This window comes from Povalibacter sp. (assembly GCF_036520495.1).
Classification (GTDB): domain Bacteria; phylum Pseudomonadota; class Gammaproteobacteria; order Steroidobacterales; family Steroidobacteraceae; genus Steroidobacter.
Genome location: NZ_DATDJO010000034.1, coordinates 14,700 through 40,644, shown reverse-complemented (window position 1 = coordinate 40,644; position 25,945 = coordinate 14,700). Strand labels below are relative to the sequence as shown.

Sequence of the window (25,945 nt, the reverse complement as noted above, 5' to 3'; positions counted from 1 at the left end):
GACCCCCCGACAGTTCGGTGAAGCGCGCTGCTGTGTTACTATTTGTCACTTCATTACCCTAAGGTTTGTCCTTCGGATTGCCCTCGATATCGACAGGGCCACCGATCGCTGCGCGGGGTAGAAACTGACCGTGTCGTGGTTCGCAGACTCATCCATTGGCGGAGGAGCTGCAGCGCCGCGCCGCGGTTTCAAACGAGTCGAATCTCACAGCATGGCTGAAATCGCGCGCGAAATTCTGCACGTCAACCTCGAAGACGAGATGCGCAAGTCGTATCTCGACTATGCGATGAGCGTCATTGTCGGGCGTGCGCTGCCGGACGTCCGCGACGGTCTGAAGCCGGTCCACCGGCGCATCCTGTTTGCCATGCACGAGAGCAATAACGTGCATTCGCGCCCGTACGTAAAGTGCGCGCGCGTGGTCGGAGACGTGCTCGGCAAGTACCACCCGCACGGCGATACCTCGGCCTATGACGCGCTGGTGCGCATGGCCCAGGGCTTCTCCATGCGCTACATGCTCGTGGATGGCCAGGGCAACTTCGGCTCCATCGATGGCGACGCGCCGGCGGCCTATCGTTATACCGAGTGCCGCATGACGTCGCTGGCGTCCGAACTGCTGGCTGACATCGATCGCGAGACGGTGGATTTCGTCGACAACTACGACGGCAAGGAGCAGGAGCCCACCGTCATGCCGACGCGGGTTCCCAACCTGCTGATCAACGGCTCGTCGGGAATTGCCGTCGGCATGGCGACGAACATTCCGCCGCACAATCTCAATGAAGTCGTCAGCGCCTGCATTGCGCTGATCGACGATCCGGATCTGCCGATTGCTGCGCTGATGCAGCATATTCCGGGCCCCGATTTTCCGACCGGCGGCATCATCAATGGCTCGCGGGAAATCGTGAATGCCTATCTCACGGGCCGTGGCCGCATCTATGTGCGCGGCCGCACCAACATCGAGGAAGATGAAAAAGGCCGGCAGGCCATCATCGTCACCGAGTTGCCGTACCAGGTGAACAAGGCGCGCCTGATCGAGCGCATTGCCGAGCTGGTCCGTGAAAAGGTCATTGACGGCATCGCCGGCGACGGTCTGCGCGACGAGTCCGACAAGGACGGCATGCGCATCGTCATCGAGCTCAAGCGCGGCGAAGTGGCGGACGTGCTGCTCAATAATCTCTACAAGCACACGCCGCTGGAGAGTGTCTTCGGCATCAATATGGTCGCCTTGCAGGAAGGCCAGCCGAAACTGCTCAGTCTCAAGGAAATGCTGGATGCATTCCTGCGCCATCGCCGCGAAGTGGTCACTCGGCGCACGATTTACGACCTGCGCAAGGCCCGGGACCGGGCGCACATCCTGGAAGGGCAGGCGGTCGCGCTCGCCAGCATCGATGAGGTGATCGCAGTCATCAAGGCGTCGCCGACGCCGGCGGAGGCGAAGGTCGCCTTGATGGAGCGCCGCTGGTCATCCGGCTCCGTGCCGCAGATGCTCGAGCGGGCAGGACAGGTCGTTACGCGGCCGCAAGGGCTGGCGGCGGAATTCGGCCTGGTCGAGGACGGCTACCGTCTGTCGGACGTGCAGGCCCAGGCGATCCTGGAACTGCGGCTGCACCGGCTCACCGGACTCGAGCAGGACAAGATCTGGACCGAGTTCCAGGAACTGCTGGAGCAGATCCGCGACCTCGAAGACATCCTCGCGCGTCCGGAGCGATTGCTCATCGTGATCCGCGCCGAGCTCGAGGATATTCTCGCCAAGTACGGCGACAAGCGCCGCACCGAGATCAATCAGGACTACTCCGATCTCACCATGGAGGACCTGATCGAGCAGCAGGACGTGGTCGTTACGTTGTCGCACGGCGGTTATGCCAAAGCACAGCCCGTAACCGCTTATCAGGCGCAGCGGCGCGGTGGCCGCGGCAAGGCGGCAACGGCGGTCAAGGACGAAGATTTCATCGACAAGCTCTTCGTCGCCAACACGCACGACACGCTGCTGTGCTTCTCCAGCACCGGCAAGCTGTACTGGCTGAAGGTGTATCAGCTGCCGCAGGCAAGCCGCGGATCGCGCGGCAAGCCGATCGTGAATCTGCTGCCGCTGCAGGAAGGCGAGCGCATCAATGCAGTGCTGCCGATACACGAGTTCGAAGAGAACAAGTTCGTCTTCATGGTGACCGCCAACGGCACCGTGAAGAAGACTTCCCTCGACGCGTTCTCGCGTCCGCGACAGGCCGGCATCATCGCGATCGAACTCGATCAGAACGACCGGCTGGTGGGCGTCGACATCACGGACGGCAGCAAGCACATCATCCTGTGTTCGAGCAGCGGCAAGGCTATCCGCTTCGATGAAAACGATGTTCGCCCGATGGGGCGCAATGCTGCGGGCGTACGCGGCATCCGCTTGCCCGATGGCGAGAACGAGGAAGTGATCTCGCTGATCATCGTCGACGAGGCAGGCACTGTGCTGGTGGCATCCGAAAACGGCTACGGCAAGCGCACGCCCATCGTCGACTTCCCGGTGCATGGCCGCGGCGGACAGGGCGTCATCGCGCTGCAGGTTACCGAGCGCAATGGCCGGGTGGTCGGCGCGCTGCTGGTTCGCCCGGACGATGAAATCATGCTCATCAGCTCCGGCGGCACGCTGGTACGTACGCCATCCAGCGAAGTCTCGGAGCAGGGTCGCAATACCCAGGGTGTGCGCCTGATCCGTCTCGACGAAGGCGATCGTCTCGTCGGCCTGGAACGCATCATTGCCGAAGGCGGCGAGGGCGAAGAAGGCGGCGACTCCGGCGACTCCGTCGAATAGTCAGTTCCTGCTCATTCCGATTACTCAGATGAACCGTTAATCATGCGCGTCTACAACTTCAGTCCCGGTCCCGCCGTTCTGCCCCAGGAAGTGCTCGAGCAAGCCCGCGAGGAAATGCTCGACTGGCGTGGTACGGGCATGTCCGTGATGGAAATGAGCCATCGCGGCAAGGCCTTCGTCTCGATCGCCGAAACGGCCGAAGCCGATGTGCGCGAGCTGTTGAACGTGCCGGCGAACTACAAGGTGCTGTTCCTGCAGGGCGGCGCGACGGCGCAGTTCGCCGGAATTCCTCTGAATCTCGCTACGCCTGACAGCACCGTCGATTACGTCAATACGGGTGCCTGGTCCAAGAAGGCAATTGGCGAAGCGAAGCACTACGCCAAGGTCAACGTCGCAGCCGACGCGGGCGAGCCGTATGCGTCCATTCCCGCCGAATCGGGCTGGAAGCGCACGCCCAACGCCGCCTATCTGCACTACACGCCGAACGAGACCATCGGCGGCGTCGAGTTCCACTTCGTTCCCGATGCCGGCAATGTGCCGCTGGTGGCCGACATGTCGTCGACGATCCTGTCGCGACCGATCGATGTCAGCAAGTTCGGCCTCATTTACGCCGGTGCGCAGAAGAACATCGGGCCTGCTGGCCTGACGCTCGTCATCGTGCGCGACGATCTGATCGGCAGAGCGCGATCTGGTACGCCCGCGTTCATGGATTTCGCGGCGATGGCGAAGGAAGGTTCGATGCTGAACACGCCGCCGACATTCGCGTGGTATCTGGCGGGGCTCGTGTTCCAGTGGCTGAAGCGCAATGGCGGACTCGCGGCCATGGGTGAGCGCAATCGCGCGAAAGCCGAGCTGCTCTACAACGCGATCGATTCCTCCGGCTTCTACAGGAACCCGGTGGCGAAGGACGCGCGCTCCTGGATGAACGTGCCGTTCATACTGGCCAATGCCGAGCTGGACAAGACGTTCCTATCCGAAGCAAAGAGCGCCGGACTCGTCACCCTCGAAGGCCATCGCTCGGTCGGCGGCATGCGCGCCAGCATCTACAACGCGATGCCGATCGAAGGCGTGCGCGCACTGGTCGACTTCATGGGCGAGTTCGCCAGGAAGCACGGATGAGCTTCCGGGTTCTCACGCTCAACAACATCTCCGTCCGTGGGCTGGAGCGGCTGCCCCGCGATCGTTACGAGGTGGCCTCCGAGATCGGTCACCCCGATGCAGTGTTGCTGCGTTCCGCCGACATGCACGAGATGACGATTCCAGCGAGCGTGATAGCCGTTGCCCGCGCGGGTGCGGGAACGAACAACGTTCCGGTCAGCAAGCTTTCCAGGCGCGGCATTCCGGTGTTCAACGCGCCCGGAGCGAATGCCAATGCGGTGAAGGAGCTGGTGATTGCCGGCATGTTCCTCGCGGCCCGCAACATCTGCCAGGCCTGGGAATACGTTCGCAGCCTGAAAAGCAGCGATGACGAACTCGACGCGATCGTCGAGAAGGGCAAGAAGAAGTTCGTTGGCTACGAATTGCCGGGCCGTACACTGGGTGTCATCGGACTCGGCGCGATCGGCGTCGAGGTTGCCAATGCCGCGCATGGGCTGGGCATGCGAGTGCTGGGCTTCGACCCGCAGATCACCGTGCAGCGTGCATGGCAGCTGTCTTCCGGAGTCGAACAGGCGCTGTCGCTGGACGATCTTTTTTCACGCTGCGACATGATCACGGTGCACGTGCCGCTGATCGAGGCGACCCGCCAGCTGGTCAATGCAAACCGGCTGCGCCTGCTCAAGGAGCAGGGCGTGATTCTCAACTTCGCGCGCGCTGGCATCGTCGATGAGGCCGCGGTGCTCGAATCGCTCAACGCCGGCAAGCTCGGCGCGTACATCTGCGACTTCCCGTCGAATCTGCTGAAGGATCATGCGAAGGTCGTCGCGCTGCCGCATCTGGGCGCATCGACCGGCGAAGCGGAAGAGAACTGTGCAGTGATGGTGGCGGATACGCTGCGCGACTTCCTCGAGAACGGCAATGTGCGCAACAGCGTCAATTTCCCGGAGGCAGTGCTGCCGCGTACGCCGGGTGCGACGCGCGTGGCCGTCTCCAACGAGAACGTTCCCAACATGGTCGGCCAGATCTCGACAGCGCTCGCCAGCGCGAATCTGAACATCGCGGATCTGCTGAACAAGTCGCGGGGTGATCTGGCGTACACGCTGATCGATATCGACGGCGCAGTTCCCGACGACGTCGTCGCAAAGTTGCGGGGCATCGAAGGCGTGCTCAACGTCAGAAAAGTGTAGGTCATGAAAGCGGGATCGAAGAAAAAGGCGACGAAATCGAAGCCGAAGCCGAAGGCCAGGCCGGCGCCGGACAAGGCAGTGCATTCCGCCGATATCCAGTCTTTCCGCACTCGTATCGACAGCATCGATGAGCAGATTCATCAGCTGCTGAACGAACGCGCGAGCGTCGCGCAGCAGGTCGGCGCCAGCAAGACGGCGCAGGGCATGCATACCGCCGACTTCTATCGCCCCGAGCGCGAAGCGCAGGTGCTGCGCAAGGTGATCGAGCGCAATCAGGGTCCGCTGCGCAACGAAGAGATCGTCCGTCTGTTCCGGGAAATCATGTCCGCCTGCCTCGCGCAGGAGGAGCCGCTCAAAGTGGCGTTCCTTGGTCCCGAGGGCACATTCTCGCAGCAGGCCGTGCTGAAGCACTTCGGTCATTCGGTGCGCGCGTTGCCGATGGGTGAGATTCGCGAAGTATTCGAGGAAGTGCAGGCCGGTCATGCCGATTTCGGCGTGGTGCCCATCGAGAATTCCACCGAGGGCACGGTCAATCACACGCTCGACATGTTCCTGGTCTCGCCGCTCAAGATCTGTGGCGAGGTCGAACTGCGCATTCACCAGCACCTGATGGGCAGGATGCAGGGGCTGCCGCAGATTTCGCGCGTGGTTTCGCATCAGCAATCGCTGGCGCAATGCCGTCAATGGCTGGATGAGCATCTGCCCGGTATCGAGCGCATCACGGCCAGCAGCAACGCCGAGGCGGCCCGTCGGGCGCGGGACGAGGAGGGCACTGCCGCCATCGCCGGCCAGACCGCAGCCGAAGTCTATGGTCTGAACCTCATCGCGCACGACATCGAGGATCGCCCGGACAACACCACGCGCTTTCTGGTGATCGGCCGCAAACTCTTCAACGCGAGCGGTTCCGACAAGACCACCTTGCTGTTCTCCGCAGGCGATACGCAATCGCCCGGTACGCTGCACCGGCTGCTCGCACCGCTGGCCCGCAACAACATCAGCATGACCCGTATCGAGTCGCGACCATCGCGCAAACACAAATGGGACTACGTGTTCTTCATCGACGTGCTGGGTCACTCCAGCGAATCGCCGCTGAAGGAGGCGCTCGAGGCGCTGAAGAAAGAGGCCTCGCTGTTTCGGGTGCTGGGGTCGTATCCGAGTGCGGTACTGTGATGAGGCCAACTGGCCTACGGGCTAACTGGCTACCTGGCCAGAACAAGAGGTGCACTGTGGTCTGGCCAGAGACCAGTGAGCCAGTGAGCCAGTAAGCCAGTGAGCCAGTGAGCCAGTAAGCCAGTAAGCCAGTGAGCCAGTAAGCCAGTAAGCCAGTAAGCCAGTAAGCCCGTTAGCCCGTTAGCCTTCCCCATGCCCGATTCCTCCCAACTCGCCGCCCCCTCGGTCCGCACGCTGGCTCCCTACGTGCCGGGCAAGCCCATCGAGGAACTCGAGCGCGAATACGGCATCAGCGACATCATCAAGCTGGCGTCGAACGAGAATCCGCTCGGCCCGGGAGCACGGGCGCGTGCGGCGATTGCCGCTGCGTCGAGCGAGATCGGCCTGTATCCGGATGGCGGCGGCTTCGTGCTCAAGCAGGCTTTGGCGCGCAAGTATGGCTGGGCCATCGAAGGGATCACGCTCGGCAACGGTTCCAACGACGTGCTGGTGATGATTGCGGAAGCATTCCTCACGCCGGAGACGGAAGCGGTCTATTCGCAATATGCCTTTGCGGTCTATCCAATAGCGGTTCAGGCGACGGGCGCGACCGCGCGCGTTGCGGCGGCCTTTCCCGAACAGCATCCGATGGCTCTGGGGCATGACCTCGATGCCATGGCGCAGCTCGTCAATGAACGAACCCGCGTGGTCTTCGTTGCGAACCCGAACAATCCGACCGGCACCTGGGTGGAGAGCGCGCCGCTCAAGCGCTTCATTGCAGGATTGCCGGCGACGACGCTCGTCGTGATGGACGAAGCGTATATCGAATACGTCGATGACCCGACGTTCCCGGACAGCAGCCAGTGGTTGAACGAGTTTCCGAATCTCATCGTCACTCGCACATTTTCCAAAGCCTACGGGCTCGCCGGCCTGCGGGTGGGTTATGCGCTGGCCAGTCCCGCCATCGCCGGCATGCTCAATCGCGTGCGCCAGGCGTTCAACGTCAACTCGATCGCACTAGCCGCTGCGAGCGCTGCACTCGACGACAGCGATCATCTGCAGAAATCCGTTGCGCTCAACCTCAGCGGTCTCAAGCAGCTGGAGGAAGGCGTGGATCAGCTTGGCCTGCGTCGCTACCCATCCCGCGGAAATTTCCTGCTCATCGACTGCGCGCGCCCGGCCGCTTCTGTGTATGAGTCAATGCTGCGGCAGGGAGTGATCGTGCGTCCGGTCGGCAACTACCAGCTGCCGTCCCACCTGCGCATTACCGTCGGAACGCCCGAGCAGAATCGGCGTATGCTCGACGCGCTGCGCCAAGCTCTTTAGTCCTGTCACTACCGTTCAGATGTCCCACTACATAGTTCAGCCCGTGCAGGGCGCTGCCGGTGCCGTCCGCGTGCCCGGCGACAAATCGATTTCTCATCGTACGTTGATGCTGGGCGGAATCGCCGAAGGCACGACGGAAGTACGCGGCTTTCTCGAAAGCGAGGACTGCCTCGCCACCATGAAGGCAATGCACGCGCTCGGCGTGACGATCGAACGGCCGGGTCCGTACGAAGTCCGGGTGCATGGCGTGGGGCTGCATGGTCTGAAGGCTGCCGCACATCCTCTGGACATGGGTAATTCCGGTACGGCCATGCGCCTGATGACGGGATTGCTGAGCGGCCAGAATTTCGACAGCGAATTGATCGGCGACTCCTCGCTCATGCAACGGCCGATGGAGCGTGCCGCGGCGCCTCTGCGGTTGATGGGCGCGCGTATCGCGACGCTCAACGGCAAGCCGCCGGTGAAGATCGGCGGCGGCGCACCGCTGTCCGGTATTCACTACGATCTGCCGGTCGCGAGCGCCCAGGTCAAATCGGCGATTCTGCTGGCGGGCTTGTACGCGAAAGGACCGACGACCGTCGTCGAGCCCGCGGTAACGCGCGATCACACCGAGCGCATGCTGATCGCCTTCGGCTGTTCCGTTGATGCACAGGAAGGGCGGGTCCGGCTGGAACCGCCGCAGCGTCTCAAGGCCTGCTCGCTCGAAGTTCCTGGCGACTTTTCTTCCAGCGCGTTTTTCCTGGTAGCAGGATCGATCGGTAAGGGACCGGGGCTCACCATCAAAGGGGTGGGTATCAATCCGACGCGCACTGGCCTGCTGGATATCCTGGCGCTGATGGGCGCGGACCTGCGTCTGGTCAATCACCGTTCCGCGGGCGCCGAGCCAGTGGCGGATATCGAAATCCGTCCCGCGACACTCAAGGGCATCCACGTTCCCGAGCACCTGGTGCCGCTGGCCATCGATGAGTTTCCAGCCCTGTTCGTGGCCGCCGCCTGTGCCGAGGGCGAAACCCTCGTGACTGGCGCGGAGGAACTGCGGGTCAAGGAGAGCGACCGGATTGCGGTCATGGCCGAAGGCCTGCGGGCTCTGGGCGTGCAATGCGAGGTGCTGCCCGACGGCATGCGTATCCATGGCCGTCCGACCGGACACGCGTTCAGCGGCGGCAGAATCGAAAGCCACGGCGACCATCGCATCGCCATGTCGTTCAGCGTCGCGAGCCTGCGCGCCGCCGGGTCGATCGAGATCGGCGATGTCGCCAATGTCGCGACCTCGTTCCCCGGTTTCCTGCAGACCGCCCGGTCCGTGGGTCTGGATCTGGTCCAGCACTCCTGAGACGCCGCAAATCGATGTCTGACGCCGTACCTGTTCTGACGATCGACGGCCCCAGCGGGTCTGGCAAGGGCACGGTGGCGCGCCTGGTGGCCGAACGCCTGGGCTGGCATCTGCTGGACAGCGGTGCGCTGTACCGGCTGGTCGCTTATGCCGCCCGGGAGCGATCGATTGCCTGGGATGACGAACCCGCCAATGCCGCGATTGCGGCGCATCTGGACGTGCGGTTCAGCGCCGACTCCCTGGGGAACGAGCAAATCTGGCTCGAAGGGCGCGAGGTAAGCGTCCATATCCGCTCCGAAGCGATCGGCGCGGGGGCGTCCCAAGTGGCGGCGATTCCGCCCGTCAGGGCGGCTCTGCTTGCCCGGCAGCGTGCCTTCGCCGAGCCGCCGGGACTGGTGGCAGATGGCCGGGACATGGGAACGGTCATTTTTCCCGGCGCAGCCCTGAAGATCTACCTCACGGCGAGTGCGGAGGAACGGGCCCAACGCCGCTATAAGCAGTTGAAAGACAAGGGTCTCGGTGCTAACCTCGCCGCCCTTTCGCAGGAGATCGCCGAGCGCGATCGGCGCGACGCAAGCCGCCCGATAGCTCCGTTGCGACCCGCCGACGACGCCCAGGTCATAGATTCCACTTCTATGAGCATCGATGCGGTGGTCGCGCGCGTGCTCGAACTGGCGGCGCAACGGTTCCCGGCGAAACAAAGGCTCTAGGCTGTGAGCTGTGGGTTCGGAAATAAGAGCGCGATGCGCTTTTCCGAACCTAGAGTCTACAGCCTAGAGCCTACGGCCTTTTTTCAGCGCCGCGCCGGACGCGCGGTTCAATGCAACAACCCCTCGCTGTTGATGGATCACGGCAAGGATTACGGGTCACCTGACCCTGGACATACTCATGACCGAAAGTTTTGCGCAACTGTTCGAAGAAAGCCTCGCCTCGCAGAAGATCAAGCCCGGCGCCATTCTCAATGCTACGGTGATGGAAGTCGGTTCCGACTACGTCATCGTGAACGCAGGCCTCAAGAGCGAGGCTGTCATCTCCGTTGACCAGTTCAAGAACGAGCGCGGCGAAATCGAAGTCGTCGCCGGCGACATCGTTGAAGTTGCACTGGACAGCGTCGAGGACGGTTCGGGCGAAACCCGTCTGTCGCGTGAGAAGGCCAAGCGCGCGCGCACCTGGACGCGGCTCGAACAGGCATTCGAAAAACAGGAAATCATCAAGGGCATCATCAATGGCCGCGTCAAGGGCGGCTTCACGGTCGAGATCGATTTCGTCCGCGCGTTCCTTCCCGGTTCGCTCGTCGACGTTCGTCCTGTCCGTGATCCTTCGTACCTCGAAGGCAAGGTGCTCGAATTCAAGGTCATCAAGCTCGATCAGAAGCGCAACAACGTTGTCGTTTCGCGTCGTGCCGTGGTCGAACAGGAATACAGCGCAGAACGTTCGGAACTGCTCGAGAAGCTGCAGGAAGGCGCAGTGGTGCGCGGCTCGGTCAAGAACCTCACCGACTACGGTGCGTTCGTCGACCTGGGCGGCATCGACGGCCTGCTGCACATCACGGACATGGCGTGGAAGCGCGTCAAGCATCCGTCGGAAGTCGTCAACGTGGGCGACGAGATCGATGTCCGCATCCTGAAGTTCGATCGCGAACGTCAGCGCGTCAGCCTCGGCATCAAGCAGCTCGGCAACGATCCGTGGCAGCAGATCGGCCGTCGCTACCCGACCGGCACCCGCCTGTTCGGCAAGGTCACGAACATCGCTGACTACGGCTGCTTCGTCGAAATCGAAGAAGGCGTGGAAGGTCTGGTGCACGTGTCCGAGATGGACTGGACGAACAAGAACGTCAGCCCGTCGAAGGTCGTGCATATCGGCCAGGAAGTGGAAGTCATGGTGCTCGACATCGACGAAGAGCGCCGTCGTATTTCTCTCGGCATCAAGCAGTGCCAGTCGAATCCCTGGAAGGACTTCTCGGATAACTTCAACCGCGGCGATCGCGTCAGCGGTCAGATCAAGTCGATCACCGACTTCGGCATCTTCGTCGGCCTCGCAGGCGGCATCGATGGCCTGGTGCACCTCACCGACATCTCCTGGGATATCCCTGGCGAAGAAGCGGTGCGCAATTACCAGAAGGGTCAGCAGGTCGAAGCCATGGTGCTGTCGATCGATCCGGAACGTGAACGTATTTCGCTCGGCATCAAGCAGCTGGCGAAGGATCCGTTCTCGACCTGGATCGCCGAGCATCCGAAGGGCACGATGGTCACCGGCAAGGTACGTGAAGTCGACGCCAAGGGCGCGATCATCGACCTGGGCGGCGGCGTGGAAGGCCACCTGCGTGCGTCCGAGCTGTCACGGGACCGCGTGGAAGATGCACGCACCGTGCTGAAGGTCGACCAGGAAGTGGAAGCCCGCTTCACCAACGTCGATCGCAAGACCCGCACCATTGCGCTGTCGATCAAGGCGAAGGAGATCCACGAAGAGAACGAAGCCGTGCAGGGCTATCGCGCCGGCGAATCTTCGACTGGAACGAGCCTGGGCGATCTGCTCAAGGAGCAGATCGGCGGCCAGGATTCGAACTGACCGATTAGCGGGGCGGGCGCATGACTGTGCACCCGCCCCGCATCTTCCGGTCAAGACGATGCTGCATCGGATGATGTTGGAAGAACAACAACGGGCCCGAGCATGACCAAATCGGAACTCATCGAGCTCATCTCAGCCAAGCAAAAGCACCTGCCTGCGAAAGACGTCGAGCTGGCTGTCAAGCAGGTGCTGGAAATCATGAGCGATGCGCTGGCACAAGGGCAGCGGATCGAGATCCGTGGTTTTGGCAGTTTTTCGCTGCATTTCCGCCCGCCGCGTCAGGGGCGCAATCCCAAGACCGGTGAAACCGTCGCGCTCTCGGGCAAGAACGTCCCTCATTTCAAGCCCGGCAAGGATCTGCGTGAACGCGTCAACGACGGAGCCGACAACGCGATCCGTGATTGATTCTGCAGTTGACCCATGCGGCGCTTCCTCGCAATCGGATCGATAGTTCTCGCCGCCGTGCTGGCGCTTCTCGTCAGCGCCATGAATCCAAGTCGTGTCGAAATCGAGCTGGCCTTCGGCCGTCTGGTCTCCCCACTGGGCCTGGCCCTCGTCGTTGCATTTACCGTCGGCATGGTTTTCGGCCTGGCTAGCCGTGTCTACTGGGTTGCCGAACTGCTGAACGAACGAGGCCGGTTGCGACGCGCACTGCGCCTGGCCGAGGCGAATGCACGCTCCAGCGCCCTGGCTGGCAAGAAAGCCAGTTGAAGGAGGCAGTGCCGCAGATCCCCGCAGAGCGGAAGCCGCTCCCGCCTTCCGCGCATTTCTGCGCAGTACTCCGAATTATTCGCACTCACGCCAGGATGGCGATCGATCAGGATGAGTCGCGATCACGCAGGTGATCGGATGATTTTCCTCAGGTGATTTTCAACGGCAGGGAGAAGCCAATGTCGAACTCGAAACTTTCTGTTGCGACCCGTCGGTCGATCCAGGTTCTGATCGCGAGCCTGGCGCCCATGCTCGCCTGGGCCGGTCCGGTGGACATCAACAAGGCTGACGCAGCGACCATTGCCAAGGAGTTGCAGGGAATCGGCCTCAGCAAGGCACAGGCCATCGTCGCGTATCGCGACAAGAATGGTTCATTCAAGAGCGCCGACGAACTGCGCAAGGTCAAGGGCATTGGCGCCAAGACCCTGGAGCGCAACCGTCCCAACATCCGGGTCGAAGCGGGGGCGCCGGAAAAGAAAGTCGGCTGAAGAAGGCGGCCGAGCCCATCCCGCTGGAACCTTCCACGGCAGGGGGCGTTGCAACTCCTTCAACAAGAAATGACGCCTGTCGACGTGACAGGCGTCATCTTGCCTGGACGGGGCCTGCGCTATGATGCCGCCGTCCACCCAAGGAGACGCGGCAGTGATTCAGTCGACAGAGATTCGGACGGCAGTTTTTCCCGTTGCAGGACGCGGCACGAGATTCCTTCCGGCCACCAAGGCCAGCCCGAAGGAGATGTTGCCGATCGTCGACAAACCACTGATCCAGTACGCCGCAGAGGAAGCGCTTGCTGCAGGTGCTCGCAAGCTCGTCTTTATCACCGGCAGTTCCAAGCGTGCCATTGAAGATCATTTCGATACCGATCATGAGCTGGAAGAAGCGCTCGAGGCGCAGGGCAAGGCGGAACTGCTCAAGGCGCTGAAAGACATCGTCCCGAGCTGGGCCAGCTGCATCTACATCCGCCAGCCGTCGCCACTGGGTCTCGGTCACGCCGTGTGGTGTGCCAAGCCTGTCGTCGGTAACGAACCGTTCTTCGTTCATCTCGCCGACGATCTGATCGACGCGCCGACCCCTTGTCTGCGGCAGATGGCCAATGTGTACGCGGAGCGTGGCGGCAGCGTGCTCGGTGTCGAGACCGTGCCCCGCGCCGACACCGATAAATACGGCATCGTGTCCACGGAAGAGGCGGATGGCCGCGTCTCCAAGGTCAAGCAGATCGTCGAAAAGCCCCGCCCGCAGAATGCGCCGTCAACCCTCGCTGTCGTCGGACGATATTTGTTGTCGCCGACCATTTTCGAAAAGATCGAGCGCACTGGACGCGGTGCCGGCGGTGAGATTCAACTCACCGATGCGATTGCGGATCTGCTGGGGGAAGAAAGCGTGTATGCCTATGAATTCGAGGGCAAGCGCTATGACTGCGGCAGCAAGATCGGTTACCTCCAGGCCACCGTCGAATTTGGCCTGAAGCACGACAGTCTCGGCACGAAATTCAGCGAGTACCTGGTAGATCTGGTGAAGCGGTTGCCGGGCGCAAAATAAGTGCGCGCTCGCGACAGCGAGCACGCGCCTCCCGCTCGCACGCGGAGTGCCGCGGCGATCGGCTGATCTGACGTCGAGCTGCAGAAAACGTCAGTGCACAAAGAGCCGAAGCTCGCCATCACGCTGCTTGCGTTTTGCTGAGTCGCCGTGAGCTGAGCAGCAGGACAAGTCCCAGCAATTCCCAGCGGGTGCCGCCACCACCTCCACCGGAGTTGCCTGGCGGCGAAACTGGTGTCGCGAAAGCGAGTACCTCGCTGTCCCGGCCGCCCTGATCGTCGTTGACCGTCAATCGCAACGTGAACTCACCCGAGCCTGCAATCTGCAGGGTTGTGGTTGCCTGAGAAGGCGCGACGATGATGGGCGCAGTGCCGCTGATATTTTCTGCTGTCCATTGATACGAAGAGAGCGTGCGGTCGTCAGCGGCTACGCTCTCGCTACCGTCGAGAGTCAGTGTCGATCCGATGGCCACCCTGCCGCTCGTCTGCAGAACAGCGAATGGACGTTGTGCCGCGGCGACCGCCGCACTGGTGTTCAACATTCCTGCGCCGCATGTCTGTGTCGTGCAGTTGCATTCGGCGGCCTGCAGGTCGCTGGTTCCGACGGGTACATGACAGGCAGGAATGGTCGAGTCCGTGCTGACCGGGAAGGGCGTTGCGGACCGTCTGATCAGCGTCACGATTTGCGCCGGTGACAGACGGCTGTTCACGGAACGCATCAAGGCAACAGCGGCGGCTGCCTGCGGAGCCGAGAAGCTCGTGCCGACGTTGTAGCGGATCTGATCGGTGTAGGTCGATGCGGCGGGAACGGTCGTCCCCGTGTTGCTGGCAACGACGATAGGGAAGAGGCAGGGTTGTCCGGGTCCGATGTTGATGCAATTGCCCCCGGGGGCGCCGATTGAAAGCTCCGGACCGAGATTGCTGAAGCCCACCTTCGTACCGACGTGGCGGATACCCGCGACACCGAGAACTCCAGCGCAATTTGCGGGCGCGCTGACCGGACCGCCGTCATTCCCGGCAGAGGCGACGACCAGAACGCCGCGCGCCGTGATTTCATTCACAGCGGTCTGGTATGCAGCCGTGCAGACACCATCGCCGCCGAGACTGAGGTTGATCACAGTCGCCGGCGCAGGATTCGCGGGTACGCCGGTGACGCTCAGCCCTGCGGCCCAGCGCATTCCTGCAATGATGTCCGAGTCGAACCCGCCGCACTTGCCCAGCACTCGAACCGGCAGAACGCGTGTGTTGAAAGCCGCGCCTGCAACTCCCTCTGCGTTGTTGCTGAGCGCGCCGATGAGTCCCGCTACACGAGTGCCGTGCCAGGAACTCGACGTGATATCGCAGTCTCCGAGATCGGGCTGGGTGCGATCAGTGGCGTCCACCCAGTCGCCGGGATCGGAGGGATCCGCATCGCGGGCATCACCGTCATTGGCCACCGAGACTCGTGAAACGAAATCGTAGCCAGGAAGCAACGTGCCGGCAGTCGCGGCGAGTCCAAGGTCGGGATGGTCGAATCTCACGCCCGTGTCGAGCACAGCCACGACGAGGCCTGCGTTGCCGGTCGTGATGTCCCACGCCGCTTCCGTACGCGTGGCAGCGGGCTGTTCGCTCAACAGGTACCACTGACTGGAAAGCAACGGATCATTGGTCAGCGCGTGAGCCTGCCGACGGAAATCCGGGGATGCATAAGTCACATCCGGATCAGCGCGGAGTCGTTCCAGAACAGCGGACAGTTCGCTTCCGGACAGCGTTGCCGGAAGGCTGAGCACATCCGTCGCAGTGTCGAGCGATTGCTTGCCGCGAATGCTCAGACCGCTCGCACGGGATGCTTTCTCCACTCGGGATTCGCCAGGTGCGGCCTCGCGACTCCATTTGACGATGATCCGGTCCGTGGCGTTTGCGCGCGCTTTGGGGAAGACCCCGTTGTATTCGGTTGCCCCTGGTGCAGTGCTCAGGCCTGCAAGCAGGATCATCGCTGTGACTGGGAGCGGTCGCATGGGGAAGACCTGCCGGGTTCGATGATGGCCAGTCTGTGGTGCGTGCGCGCCACCAGGTTCTCGAACCCGAGTGTAGTCAGGACACCGGTCCAGAAACGTCGAGCGGTCCACGCCCGCATTCGGTCGGTGTCTATACTCCGCCAACTAAAGTGTCGTCAGGGCGGCAACGATGAATGATTCCTCATTGGTCCAGGCGCGGCGGGAGGGTGCGGTTGCCATTCTCGTCCTGAATCGCCCGGACTCGCTGAATGCGCTGAACGCACCGTTGGTGGCGGCGCTGCGTCGGGCACTCGATGAGGTGGCGAACGACGCGTCCGTCGGTGCCGTGGTGCTCACCGGAGCGGGAAGAGGATTCTGTTCCGGCGGCGATCTGCGCGAAGGCATAGCCGCGCGGCCGACCGAAACCCAGGGTCGCGAGTTCGAGCAGTGGACGGATAACCTGCGCAGCGCGATGGAATGTTCGCGGATTCTCCACCAGATGCCCAAACCCACCATCGCCATGATGCGCGGCCCGGCGGCAGGAGCGGGACTCGCACTGGCGACGGCGTGCGATCTGCGCATCGTTGCCGAGGACGCGACATTCACGACTGCATTCGTCAAAGTCGGATTTCCGGGCGACTTCGGCATTACCTGGTTTCTGACGCGACTCGTGGGGACGGCGAAGGCGCGCGAGCTGATGTATCTGAGCGAGAAGATCGATGCACCGGAAGCGTTGCGGCTCGGTCTCGTCAACCGGATCCTGCCGGCGGATCAGCTCGAAGCTGTGACGATGCAGATCGCAACCCGCATCGGCAGTGGCCCGAGAATCGCGAATCGCTACATCAAGCGCAATCTGGATGCCGCAGAAACGTGCAGCCTGGCCGACGCGCTCGACATGGAAGCTCTCCATCTCACGCTGACTCGTGCGACGGATGACCACAAAGAGGCCGTGCGTGCATTCCACGAGAAGCGGCCACCAGTGTTCAAGGGCACGTGAGGATTCGAATCAGAGACAAAGAATTTCCACGGGGTACACGGCGCGCGCCGGACTTGAACGGTCGAGCATCACCAGGGTGCCGGGGAGCAAGCTGTTACTGTCCCTTTCGTGACGTAGGCCTCTGTTGCAACGCACAGTCGTCGCTACGATTCCCGTTGACTATTTGACAAAAAAAGGAAGGGGCCGGCTGGCTACCCCGCAGATGCCGAGCTTCAAGATCGCCATTATCGGAGCAGGTCCTGCCGGGATCAGCGCTGCCGCACGCGCCGCCGAGCGCGATCGAGCTGCAGGTCTGCAGCATCCGAGCTATGTCCTGCTGGAAGGATTCAGCGCGCACGCCAAGACCATCCAGCGCTACCAGAAGGGCAAGCACGTGATGGCCGAGCCCGGCTTTCTGGATCTGCGCAGCGACGTGGATTTCCAGGCGGGTCCGCGTGAACGCGTACTTTCGATGTGGGGCGACGGTCTGGAAGATCTGAGTGTGAACGTCCGCTTCACGTCGGAGGTTCGTCAGATCCGCGGCAACCGCGGTGCATTCACGCTGCAGCTTGGCAATGGTGAGGACGTAGTTGCCGAACACGTGGTCCTTGCGATCGGACTGGAGGGCAATCCGCGCAAGCTCGGTGTGGCCGGAGAAGATCTCGAACGGGTCCAGTATCAGCTGGATGACCCGCGGGAATTTCGCGATGAGACCATCCTGATCGTGGGAGCCGGCGATTCGGCGATCGAAAACGCGCTGGCACTCGCCGAACAGAACGACGTCTGGATCCTGAACCGCGGCAAGGAATTCAGCCGGGCCAAGGATGCCAACCTGAATGCCATCGTGGCTGCCATCACCGATCCGCGCTCGCGTCTCAACTGTCACTACGAGACGAGCATCCGCGGCGTCACGTTGAATTCGACACCTGGTTCGCCGGCATTGTCGGTCGTGCTGCAGACGGCGATGGGTGAGCAGAGCGTCCAGTGCGACCGGATCATCGCGCGACTTGGCGCAATTCCTCCGCGAAAATTCGTGGAATCCATTGGCATCAAGTTTCCGAATGAGCGCAGCGATGCCATTCCGGAGCTGACGCGCCACTACGAAAGCAACGTGCCGGGCGTGTACGTGATCGGCTCGCTCGCCGGCTATCCGCTCATCAAGCAAGCCATGAATCAGGGCCACGACGTGGTCGAGTTCATTCACGGCAACGACATCAAACCGGCCGATCACCCGCTGCTCGAATACCAGTTTCACGGCCTGCCGTTCGAGCGCAGTGCCGACGAAATGCTCGAACGGTTCCAGACGCTGATCCCGATGTTCCGGGAACTCAATGCGCTGGCGTTCCGCGAGATCATCATCGAAAGCGACATCATCGCTGCCTACCAACCCGGGGCGGAGTACGACGACGCACAGCGGAAGATGGTGTTGCTGGAGAAGTGCCTGCAGCAGCGCAAGCCGTCGCCACGTATCACGCGCATCGTTCGCGAAGGTGAAGTGATCTACGAACCGGGCGAGTTCGGCACCTCGTTCTTCACGATCGTCGATGGCGAGGTGACGCTCGAATCCGCAGCACCGCAGAACATCCGCACCCAGCTGGGTCGTGGCGAGTTCTTCGGCGAGATGAGTCTGCTCTCCGGTCGACCGCGTATCGATCGGGCGATTGCGGGTCCGGGATGCATTCTGGTCGAAACCCCGCGTCGCACGATGCTCAAACTCATGAACTCCAACGAGGAGGTTCGCGGCGGCATCGACTGGATCTTCATCGTGCGCGAGCTGCAACGGCATTTCGCGCCATTCGCGCCGCTGAAAGAGCTGCGCACTGTCGCCTCCCGCGTGAAGTTGCACCAGTTCAAGGCTGGCGATGTGATCTTCCGGGAAGGCGAAACCGGCGAAAGCCTCTACGTACTGCGCTCCGGCGGCGTCACGCTGTCGAGGAAGCAGGGCGGCGCCAATCTCGTGGTGTCGCAACTGCGGGCTGGTCAGCTCATCGGCGAGATGTCGCTGATGGGTGATCCGGTGCGTCGTGAAACCGCAGCTGCCACGGTGGCGGCCGAGGTGATCGAGATCAAGCGCAGAGAGTTCGTCGAGCTGACTCGTCGTACCGATGCGCGTCTGGAGCCGCTGCAGCAGGATGTCAGCCGGCGTGCCGTCGACAACGCGCGCATGCAGGTGCGTCCGGAAACCGGTTCGATGATGAACTTCCTCATGAATGAGGGCCTCGGTGAGGCGACCAACGTGCTGGTGATCGATGAGTCGCTGTGCGTGGGCTGCGACAACTGTGAGAAGGCGTGTGCCGAAACCCATGGAGGCGTCTCGAGCCTCGATCGTGAAGCGGGTGCGACTTACGCCAACGTGCACATCCCTGTGGCCTGCCGTCACTGTGAGCAGCCGCATTGCATGAAGGACTGCCCGCCGAATGCCATTCGTCGTTCGGAGAACGGCGAGGTCTACATCAACGATTCCTGTATCGGCTGCGGCAACTGCCAGGCGAACTGTCCGTACGACGTGATCCGGATGGTGTACGAAGCGCCGAAGAAGCCAGGCCTCTGGTCGTGGCTGTTGTTTGCAACCGGCGGCGGACCGGGAGAACAGGTGGGGTATGCCCCTGAGCCGGCCGCGAAGGCGAAGGGCAAGAAGGCCGTGAAGTGCGATGCCTGTGCAGGCGTCGATGGCGGCCCAGCCTGTGTGCGCACGTGTCCGACAGGCGCAGCAATCCGCATCGGGCCTGACCAATTCGTGGATCTGGTCGAGGAGCGCAAGCGGTGATCCATCGCGGGCTGCTGCGTTATCAGGGCGCACGCTACCTGTGGTGGGCGCTGGGGGTGATCGCTGCCTCGGTCGCGGTATACCTGAGCCAGGACAGCGCGACCCAGCCGCCGAACGGCGGCACGTGGCAGGGCTACGTGCTCGGTACGCTGGGCGCGCTGCTCGTCGCCTGGCTTGGGCTGCTGGCCATTCGCAAACGCAGTTATCGCTCTACGGCCGGCACGGTGCAGGGCTGGACGTCCGCGCACGTCTATCTGGGGTCCGCGTTGCTCATCGTGGCGACCCTGCATTGCGGTGTTCAGTTCGGATGGAACATCCACACCTTCGCGTATGCGCTGATGTGCATCGTGATCTTCAGCGGCTTCTTCGGGCTCTACAGTTATGTTCGTCACCCGCAGCTGATCGCCAGCAACCGCGAGGGCGGGGCGCGTTCCGAGTTGTTTGCGGAACTGTTCGAGCTCGACCAGCAGACCCGTGTGCTGGCGCAGCGATGCGCTGCGGGCGTTGCGATTGCTGTCGGCAGCAGCATCGAGCGCACGACGATCGGCGGCGGCGTGTCTTCCCAGCTGTTCGGCAACGACCGATCGTTCTTCATCCGCGGCGACGGTGCAACGTCGGCGGTGGCACGCAATACCGACCAGCAGCCGGTCATCGACTTCGTCGCCGCGCGATTGCCGCGAGCGGAGAAGGGTGCGGAGGCTGCCAATCTGCAGCAGCTCATCGTGTTCCTGTGCCGGCGTCAGACGGTGCTGCGGCGGATTCGTCGCGACATCCGCCTGCGCGCCTGGCTGAAAATCTGGCTGTACTTCCACATCCCCATGACGGCAGCACTGGTGATTGCGCTGGTCCTGCATATCGTCGTCACGTTCATGTACTGGTAGCGAGATGGAAGTACTTTTACGCGAGCTGCGGGAAGGTCCCGACGGCATCCCCGAGTATCACGACACGCAGATCAGTGCCGCGGTGGTCACGATCGGCAGTGCGGCCGACCAGCGGCTTCAGCTGCTCGGCAAGTCGATTGCGGCTCACCACGCGTCGATTCGCCAGTCGGGCTCACAACTGGAACTGACCTGTCGGGCCGGCAAGGTACGCGTCAACGGCGAGTTGCAGGGATCAGCGAAGCTCGTCATCGGCGATGTGATCGAGATCGGCAGTCATCAGCTACAGCTGGTGCAGCCGCCGGTCGGATTCGACGCCGCGCTCGAACTGCGTCCGGACAAGAACATCGACGCGAGTGCATTCGAAGGCGCATTCCGCACCGACCTGCTGCAGACCTGGATGGGCAAGCGGCCGACTGCCTGGATGGCGATTGGGTTGATACTCATCGTCGGTCTGGCATTGCCGCTGGCCGCTGTGATGATGCATCGGGCGGATCGCGCCGTTCCGGCGATGATGCCAGGCGATGCGCTGTGGTCCAGCGGTCCCCTGAGCGCTGCCCATCGTCAGGCCATCGGCGATCGATGCAATGTCTGTCATCAGACCCTGTTTCAGCGCGTGACGAACGAATCGTGCGGCAGCTGTCATCAGAGCATTCACGATCATGTCAGACCGGAACACCTGGCATTGACGCAGCTCGACAGAACTCAACGTTGCGCTACGTGTCATCGCGAGCACAATGAACCCGAGACCTACCTGGTCAATAGCGGCGATGGCGAATGCCTTGCCTGTCACCAGAACTCGAACCACACGTTCGGTTCGCTCGACGTAGCGCCTGTCGAAGGGTTCGGCGGCGCAGGGCATCCCGAGTTCAAGGCACGCTTGCTCAAGCCTCATGCACCGGATGCGAATGCATCGACGATGCTGCAATGGCTGGCGGAGAGGGCCTCGATCGACGCAGCAGTCGAGCAGTCCAATCTGAAGTTCTCGCACGCCCAGCATCTCGATACCGACCGCGTGCGTCGCGGCGGCGACGGAGAACAACTCGACTGCGCCGACTGTCATCGGCTGCAATCGAACGGCGAACACTTCGAGCCGATCACGATGGAGGCCAATTGCTCCTCCTGTCACGAGCTGACGTTCGATCCGTCGGCGCCGGACCGGCAACTGCCTCACGGCAAACCACGCGACGTCGTACTCACGTTGCAGGATTACTTCACGCGGAAAATCATCGACCCCGACGCGGCTCGGGCGACGTGGGATCAGCGACGCTTGCCGGCCAGCGCTGATTCCCTACAGCCGTGCAATGCATCGGCCTTCGCCTGTGCGATGCGCAGCGCGCTTGCCGAAACGGAGAATCAATTCACCCGTCACGGCTGTATCGGATGTCACACGGTGGTGGATACGCAGAGCAAGGTGCTTGCGGATCGCTTTCAGGTGGTCCCGATCCGCCTGGCACGCGACTACTTCCCGGCGGCACGCTTCGATCACCGCAGTCATGAAAGCCAGGGCAAGCTGACCGGCGGCGCGGCCTGTCTGTCCTGTCACAAGGCGGCGGATTCGCGCGAGAGTTCGGACTTGCTGCTGCCGCCCGTGGCGACGTGCGAGTCATGTCATAGCGATCGGCCTTTAGCAGAGCGCGTCACCACGAGTTGCGTCACCTGCCATGCGTTTCATCCGCAGGGGTCGAAGCCGAACCAGGACGCCAACTGATGCAGCGTTGGCGATCGCACTGGGCTATTCGCAGCGCTGCAGTGATGCTGTCGTGGCTGCTGGCTGGCTGTTCCGGTGGCGACTCCGTGGCGCCAACCCAGGGTACCGACACGAGTGGCGGAAGTTGCAGTGGCAGCTGTGCATCGGCAGCGGCGAGCCTGAACATCGCTGACGTACAGCGCGTGCTGGCGCAGGCCATTGCGGAAGCGCAGGCACGCGATGCCAATGCCACGATCGCCGTGGTGGATCGCGTCGGCAATGTACTGGCGATTTATCGCATGGGCACGCCGGCCAGTCGGACGGTGACCATCACGTCGCTGTCGAGTCCTGAAGTGACCGGTGGTCTGGAAGGCATTCGCCTGCCGGTGGCAGCGGCCCCGGTGAATCTCGATCCGCAGGCAGCAATCGCAAAAGCCCTGACCGGCGCTTATCTCTCATCGGAAGGCAATGCGTTTTCGACACGCACTGCCAGCCAGATCGTGCAGGAGCATTTCAATCCAGGCGAGACATTTCAGCCTGCGGGTCCGCTCTTTGGCGTGCAGTTCAGTCAGCTTGCGTGTTCGGACTTCATGCAGTCGTTCGATGGCGTCGGCCCCGGTCCGGGCCCGCACCGCTCGCCGCTGGGCCTTGCCGCAGACCCCGGCGGCTTTCCGTTGTATCGCGCTGGCACCGTGATCGGCGGCGTAGGAGTGATGGCCGACGGTGTGTACGGTCTCGACCGCAACATCGCCGATCGCGATGAAGATCTCGATGAGGCCATTGCGTATGCAGCGAGCTTCGGTTTCGCCGCGCCCGTCGATCGGCGCGGCGATCGGATCACGGTGGACGGCAAGACACTGCGCTTCAGCGATGTCGACTTCGATCGACTGAGCAGCACACCGGCATCGGCTGCGTCGTTCGGCGCCATTGCCCCATCCGTTGGCACCCTGATCAGTGTGAACGGTTACTTCGACGGGGTGTTGCGGGCAGGCACTGCCTTTGGCCAGCCGGCATCCGGCATCCGTGCCGATGGCGACATCAATTTTCCGGGGCAGGATGCATTTGTATTTGTCGACGCGGTCAATGCCCCGCGCTATGCACCACGTGCGGGGACGGAAGGCGCGACGGCACTGACGCAAGTCGAGGTCACTCAGATCCTGCGCTCGGCGCTGGACGTCGCGAATCGATCCCGCGCGCAGATTCGCAGACCGCTCGGCTCGCAGGCGCGCGTGACCATCTCGGTCGTCGACTCTGCGGGAACCGTTCTGGGTGTCGTCCGGACTCGCGATGCACCTGTATTTGGCGCCGATGTTTCGTTGCAGAAAGCGCGTACGGCAGCCTTCCTGTCGTCGAGCACGGCTGCCGCCTTTCTGCAGGCGCTGCCCGATGCAAAGTACCTGGCGATCAGTGACAGCGCCGTTGCAATCGCGCAATCGGTTCCGATCGGCGACTACGTGACTGCGGCTCGCGCATTCGTCGCCAATGCCAATTTTCTCGGTGATGGTCAGATCGCCTTCACTGATCGGGCCGGCGGCAATCTGGCGCGGCCGTTCTATCCGGACGGCATCGACAACGAGGGCGCAGGTCCCTTCAGCAAGCCTGTCGGCGAGTGGAGTCCCTTCTCGACGGGCTTGCAGCTCGACACATCGATCAACGCGATTCTGCAGCACGTACTGTTCGTTGCGGGTGCGCTGCCTGTCGACGTTGCTCCCGGCTGTGCCGGTGTCGACCTGGCGAACGATCTTAGTTCGGCAGTGCAAACCGTGACGGACGTGCGAATCGCCAATGGCCTGCAGATTTTCCCCGGTAGCGTGCCTGTCTATCGCAACGGCGTGCTGGTGGGCGGCGTCGGCGTTTCAGGCGACGGCATCGATCAGGACGACATGATTGCTTTCCTGGGTTTGCACAACGCATCGCAGGCGCTTGCTGGCGCCATTGGCAACGCACCCATGGATCGTCGCGCTGACAACCTGACGCCACAGGGCGTACGACTGCGCTACGTGCAATGTCCGCAGGCGCCCTTCCTCAACAGCAGCGACGACAATGTCTGCGAGGGGAAATGACGTGAGGAGGGCAACGTGCAACGCTCTGCTGTCTGCTGCCATCATCATGGTGTTGCCCGTGCTCGCGATCGCAGCGGAGAGCTGCTACCAGGATGACACGGGCCGCATCGTGACGCGGCGACGGCCGGGCTACATCGAAGTGCCTTGCCCATCCATAGCAACGCCTGGTACGCAGGCAACCGAACCCTCAGCGACTGTCGACACTGGCCGTGCGCCGCGGCGGCAGGTGATGCCGCGCGACTTGCCTGCGTCCGTTTCACCGATTCCCCATCCCGGGCTGGTGGATTACGTGGACGCCGTGCCGGTGCCGGATCGCTGGCGCATCGTCGACACACTGGGGTACGGCGAACGTTGGTGGGATCCCTACAACCGCAATGTGTTGAAGGGGGACCGGCCGGTCCATGACGACTGGTTCTTCAATCTCGGCGTCATCTCCGACACCGTGTTCGAGCTGCGCGACGTGCCGACGCCCGTTGGCGGGATCTCGACACAACACCCAGGCAGCGTCGATGTGTTCGCCGGTGCGGATCAATGGGCCGCGATTCAGAACGTCGCGGCGGAGTTCGTCTATTACAAAGGCGATACGACGTTCAAGCCGCCGGACTACGAGTTCCGCTTCACCCCGGTATTGAACTACAACCGCACCGAGATCGACGGATTGCAGGCTGTCAATGTCGATCCACGCGAAGGCGTGACGCGCACCGACTATCACATCGGTGTGCAGGCGGCTTTCATCGACAAACATCTGCGCAATGTCTCGGACAACTACGACTTCGACAGTCTGCGTGTCGGCATTCAACCGTTCTCCACGGACTTCCGTGGCTTTCTGTTTCAGGACAACCAGCTTGGCGCACGCCTGTTCGGGACGCGCGACAACAATCGCTGGCAATACAACCTGGGCTGGTTCCGGCGGCTGGAGAAAGACACCAACAGTGGCCTGAACGATCTGTCGCAGTCGTTGCGCGACGACGATGTGATCGTCGCCAACCTGTACCGGCAGGATTTTCCGGTGCCAGGATTCACTTCGCAGGCCACGGTGATCTACAACCGCAACCGCGAAGACGGCGAGTTCTACTACAACCAGAATGATTTCATCGAGCGACCCGCGTCACTGGGACGCGAAGTGCCGCGACAGTACGACGTGGTCTACCTGGGCTACAGCGGCGACGGTCATATCGGCCGGCTGAACCTGTCGGCTTCGTTCTATTACGCGATGGGCGAGGAAAGTCCGGGCGTATTCGTCGCGGCCGACACCGACATCCAGGCCTTCTTTGCAGCCGGCGAGCTGTCGATGGATTTCGACTGGATCCGGCCGCGCCTGTCGTTGTTGTTCGCGAGCGGTGACGACGATCCATTCGATGACAAGGCGACCGGCTTCGACGCCATCATGGAGAATCCGCAGTTCGCTGGTGCCGATACCAGCTACTGGATCCGCCAGGCAGTGCCGCTGATCGGCGGCGGTCGCGTGGCTTTGTCGGGACGCAATGGCGTGTTGAACAGCCTGCGTTCCTCGAAGGATGAAGGGCAGTCGAACTTCACCAATCCCGGCACGATCCTCGCGGGACTGGGTGTCGACATGGACGTGCTGCCGACGCTGCGCGTCTCTGCCAACGCCAATACGATCTATTTCGTCGAGACCGACGTGATCGAAGTCGCCCGCAGTCAGGCCGGCATCGATCGCCATGTCGGTTACGACCTGTCGGCGTCCGTGATCTGGCGGCCGCTCATGTCGCAGAACATCGTGGTACGCGCGTCGTACGCCATGCTCCTCGCGGGGAAGGGGTTCGAGGCCCTCTATCCGGACGAAGATCCCAGGTACTTTCTGTTGAACGCTGTGTTCGCCTACTGAAGAAAGACAGTCTAGAGATGGAAAAGATTACAGCAGCAGACAGCG

At 62.4% G+C, this 25,945-nt stretch carries 19 protein-coding genes; 18 read left to right on the top strand and 1 reads right to left on the bottom strand.

Annotated features, from left to right (window positions below; genetic code table 11):
• The first annotated feature begins 211 nt into the window (after positions 1 to 211).
• The 12 genes from gyrA (at position 212) to galU (ending at position 13,705) form a co-directional block, all read left to right on the top strand.
• Complete coding sequence (gene gyrA / locus VIZ63_RS12335) at positions 212 to 2,794, top strand: DNA gyrase subunit A (protein WP_331609932.1); 2,583 nt, start codon at positions 212 to 214, stop codon at positions 2,792 to 2,794.
• Between the two features lie 39 nt (positions 2,795 to 2,833).
• Positions 2,834 to 3,913: a 3-phosphoserine/phosphohydroxythreonine transaminase gene (gene serC / locus VIZ63_RS12330; RefSeq protein ID WP_349261184.1), complete on the top strand. Its 1,080-nt coding sequence runs from the start codon at positions 2,834 to 2,836 to the stop codon at positions 3,911 to 3,913.
• Entirely contained in the window at positions 3,910 to 5,079 is a 1,170-nt protein-coding gene (locus VIZ63_RS12325; RefSeq protein WP_331609930.1) for a phosphoglycerate dehydrogenase, read from the top strand. The genes serC and VIZ63_RS12325 overlap by 4 nt, the downstream gene beginning before the upstream one ends.
• Positions 5,080 to 5,082: 3 nt before the next feature.
• Entirely contained in the window at positions 5,083 to 6,249 is a 1,167-nt protein-coding gene (gene pheA, locus VIZ63_RS12320; RefSeq protein ID WP_349261179.1) for a prephenate dehydratase, read from the top strand.
• A gap of 192 nt (positions 6,250 to 6,441) precedes the next feature.
• Positions 6,442 to 7,554, top strand: coding sequence for a histidinol-phosphate transaminase (gene hisC / locus VIZ63_RS12315; protein ID WP_331609929.1), 1,113 nt, complete (start codon positions 6,442 to 6,444; stop codon positions 7,552 to 7,554).
• Positions 7,555 to 7,573: 19 nt separating this feature from the next.
• Complete coding sequence (gene aroA / locus VIZ63_RS12310) at positions 7,574 to 8,887, top strand: 3-phosphoshikimate 1-carboxyvinyltransferase (RefSeq protein WP_331609928.1); 1,314 nt, start codon at positions 7,574 to 7,576, stop codon at positions 8,885 to 8,887.
• Between the two features lie 14 nt (positions 8,888 to 8,901).
• Positions 8,902 to 9,597: a (d)CMP kinase gene (cmk, locus tag VIZ63_RS12305; protein ID WP_331609927.1), complete on the top strand. Its 696-nt coding sequence runs from the start codon at positions 8,902 to 8,904 to the stop codon at positions 9,595 to 9,597.
• A gap of 178 nt (positions 9,598 to 9,775) precedes the next feature.
• On the top strand, positions 9,776 to 11,455 hold the full coding sequence (rpsA, locus tag VIZ63_RS12300; protein ID WP_331609926.1) for a 30S ribosomal protein S1: 1,680 nt from the start codon (positions 9,776 to 9,778) through the stop codon (positions 11,453 to 11,455).
• Between the two features lie 24 nt (positions 11,456 to 11,479).
• The gene (locus VIZ63_RS12295; protein ID WP_331609993.1) at positions 11,480 to 11,860 is read left to right on the top strand and encodes an integration host factor subunit beta; all 381 of its coding nucleotides are present in this window, start codon (positions 11,480 to 11,482) and stop codon (positions 11,858 to 11,860) included.
• A 15-nt stretch (positions 11,861 to 11,875) separates the two neighbouring features.
• Complete coding sequence (locus VIZ63_RS12290) at positions 11,876 to 12,166, top strand: hypothetical protein (RefSeq protein WP_331609925.1); 291 nt, start codon at positions 11,876 to 11,878, stop codon at positions 12,164 to 12,166.
• 179 nt (positions 12,167 to 12,345) lie between these two features.
• The gene (locus VIZ63_RS12285) at positions 12,346 to 12,654 is read left to right on the top strand and encodes a helix-hairpin-helix domain-containing protein (protein ID WP_331609924.1); all 309 of its coding nucleotides are present in this window, start codon (positions 12,346 to 12,348) and stop codon (positions 12,652 to 12,654) included.
• Positions 12,655 to 12,808: 154 nt separating this feature from the next.
• Positions 12,809 to 13,705, top strand: coding sequence for a UTP--glucose-1-phosphate uridylyltransferase GalU (gene galU / locus VIZ63_RS12280; RefSeq protein ID WP_331609923.1), 897 nt, complete (start codon positions 12,809 to 12,811; stop codon positions 13,703 to 13,705).
• A gap of 118 nt (positions 13,706 to 13,823) precedes the next feature.
• On the opposite strand, the gene VIZ63_RS12275 is transcribed toward galU, so the two are convergent.
• Positions 13,824 to 15,698: a S8 family peptidase gene (locus VIZ63_RS12275; protein ID WP_331609922.1), complete on the bottom strand. Its 1,875-nt coding sequence runs from the start codon at positions 15,696 to 15,698 to the stop codon at positions 13,824 to 13,826.
• A 169-nt stretch (positions 15,699 to 15,867) separates the two neighbouring features.
• Between VIZ63_RS12275 and VIZ63_RS12270 the strand changes: the two genes are divergently transcribed.
• The 6 genes from VIZ63_RS12270 (at position 15,868) to VIZ63_RS12245 (ending at position 25,900) form a co-directional block, all read left to right on the top strand.
• Entirely contained in the window at positions 15,868 to 16,674 is an 807-nt protein-coding gene (locus VIZ63_RS12270; protein WP_331609921.1) for an enoyl-CoA hydratase, read from the top strand.
• Positions 16,675 to 16,876: 202 nt separating this feature from the next.
• Positions 16,877 to 19,420: a cyclic nucleotide-binding domain-containing protein gene (locus tag VIZ63_RS12265; protein ID WP_331609920.1), complete on the top strand. Its 2,544-nt coding sequence runs from the start codon at positions 16,877 to 16,879 to the stop codon at positions 19,418 to 19,420.
• Positions 19,417 to 20,301, top strand: coding sequence for a hypothetical protein (locus tag VIZ63_RS12260; protein WP_331609919.1), 885 nt, complete (start codon positions 19,417 to 19,419; stop codon positions 20,299 to 20,301). Before VIZ63_RS12265 ends, VIZ63_RS12260 begins: the two co-directional genes overlap by 4 nt.
• A gap of 4 nt (positions 20,302 to 20,305) precedes the next feature.
• The gene (locus tag VIZ63_RS12255; protein WP_331609918.1) at positions 20,306 to 22,009 is read left to right on the top strand and encodes an FHA domain-containing protein; all 1,704 of its coding nucleotides are present in this window, start codon (positions 20,306 to 20,308) and stop codon (positions 22,007 to 22,009) included.
• A complete protein-coding gene (locus tag VIZ63_RS12250) occupies positions 22,009 to 24,051 on the top strand; it encodes a heme-binding protein (RefSeq protein WP_331609917.1) in 2,043 nt (680 codons plus the stop codon). Before VIZ63_RS12255 ends, VIZ63_RS12250 begins: the two co-directional genes overlap by 1 nt.
• Position 24,052: 1 nt before the next feature.
• Complete coding sequence (locus VIZ63_RS12245) at positions 24,053 to 25,900, top strand: hypothetical protein (protein ID WP_331609916.1); 1,848 nt, start codon at positions 24,053 to 24,055, stop codon at positions 25,898 to 25,900.
• Positions 25,901 to 25,945 lie beyond the last annotated feature (45 nt).

Excerpts from the sequence above, each read along its gene's own strand:
- gyrA (WP_331609932.1), top strand. The coding sequence starts at position 212 with ATGGCTGAAATCGCGCGCGAAATTCTGCACGTCAACCTCGAAGACGAG.
- VIZ63_RS12325 (WP_331609930.1), top strand. The coding sequence starts at position 3,910 with ATGAGCTTCCGGGTTCTCACGCTCAACAACATCTCCGTCCGTGGGCTG.
- pheA (WP_349261179.1), top strand. The coding sequence starts at position 5,083 with ATGAAAGCGGGATCGAAGAAAAAGGCGACGAAATCGAAGCCGAAGCCG.
- hisC (WP_331609929.1), top strand. The coding sequence starts at position 6,442 with ATGCCCGATTCCTCCCAACTCGCCGCCCCCTCGGTCCGCACGCTGGCT.
- aroA (WP_331609928.1), top strand. The coding sequence starts at position 7,574 with ATGTCCCACTACATAGTTCAGCCCGTGCAGGGCGCTGCCGGTGCCGTC.
- cmk (WP_331609927.1), top strand. The coding sequence starts at position 8,902 with ATGTCTGACGCCGTACCTGTTCTGACGATCGACGGCCCCAGCGGGTCT.
- rpsA (WP_331609926.1), top strand. The coding sequence starts at position 9,776 with ATGACCGAAAGTTTTGCGCAACTGTTCGAAGAAAGCCTCGCCTCGCAG.
- VIZ63_RS12290 (WP_331609925.1), top strand. The coding sequence starts at position 11,876 with ATGCGGCGCTTCCTCGCAATCGGATCGATAGTTCTCGCCGCCGTGCTG.
- VIZ63_RS12285 (WP_331609924.1), top strand. The coding sequence starts at position 12,346 with ATGTCGAACTCGAAACTTTCTGTTGCGACCCGTCGGTCGATCCAGGTT.
- VIZ63_RS12275 (WP_331609922.1), bottom strand. The coding sequence starts at position 15,698 with ATGCGACCGCTCCCAGTCACAGCGATGATCCTGCTTGCAGGCCTGAGC.
- VIZ63_RS12270 (WP_331609921.1), top strand. The coding sequence starts at position 15,868 with ATGAATGATTCCTCATTGGTCCAGGCGCGGCGGGAGGGTGCGGTTGCC.
- VIZ63_RS12265 (WP_331609920.1), top strand. The coding sequence starts at position 16,877 with ATGCCGAGCTTCAAGATCGCCATTATCGGAGCAGGTCCTGCCGGGATC.
- VIZ63_RS12255 (WP_331609918.1), top strand. The coding sequence starts at position 20,306 with ATGGAAGTACTTTTACGCGAGCTGCGGGAAGGTCCCGACGGCATCCCC.
- VIZ63_RS12250 (WP_331609917.1), top strand. The coding sequence starts at position 22,009 with ATGCAGCGTTGGCGATCGCACTGGGCTATTCGCAGCGCTGCAGTGATG.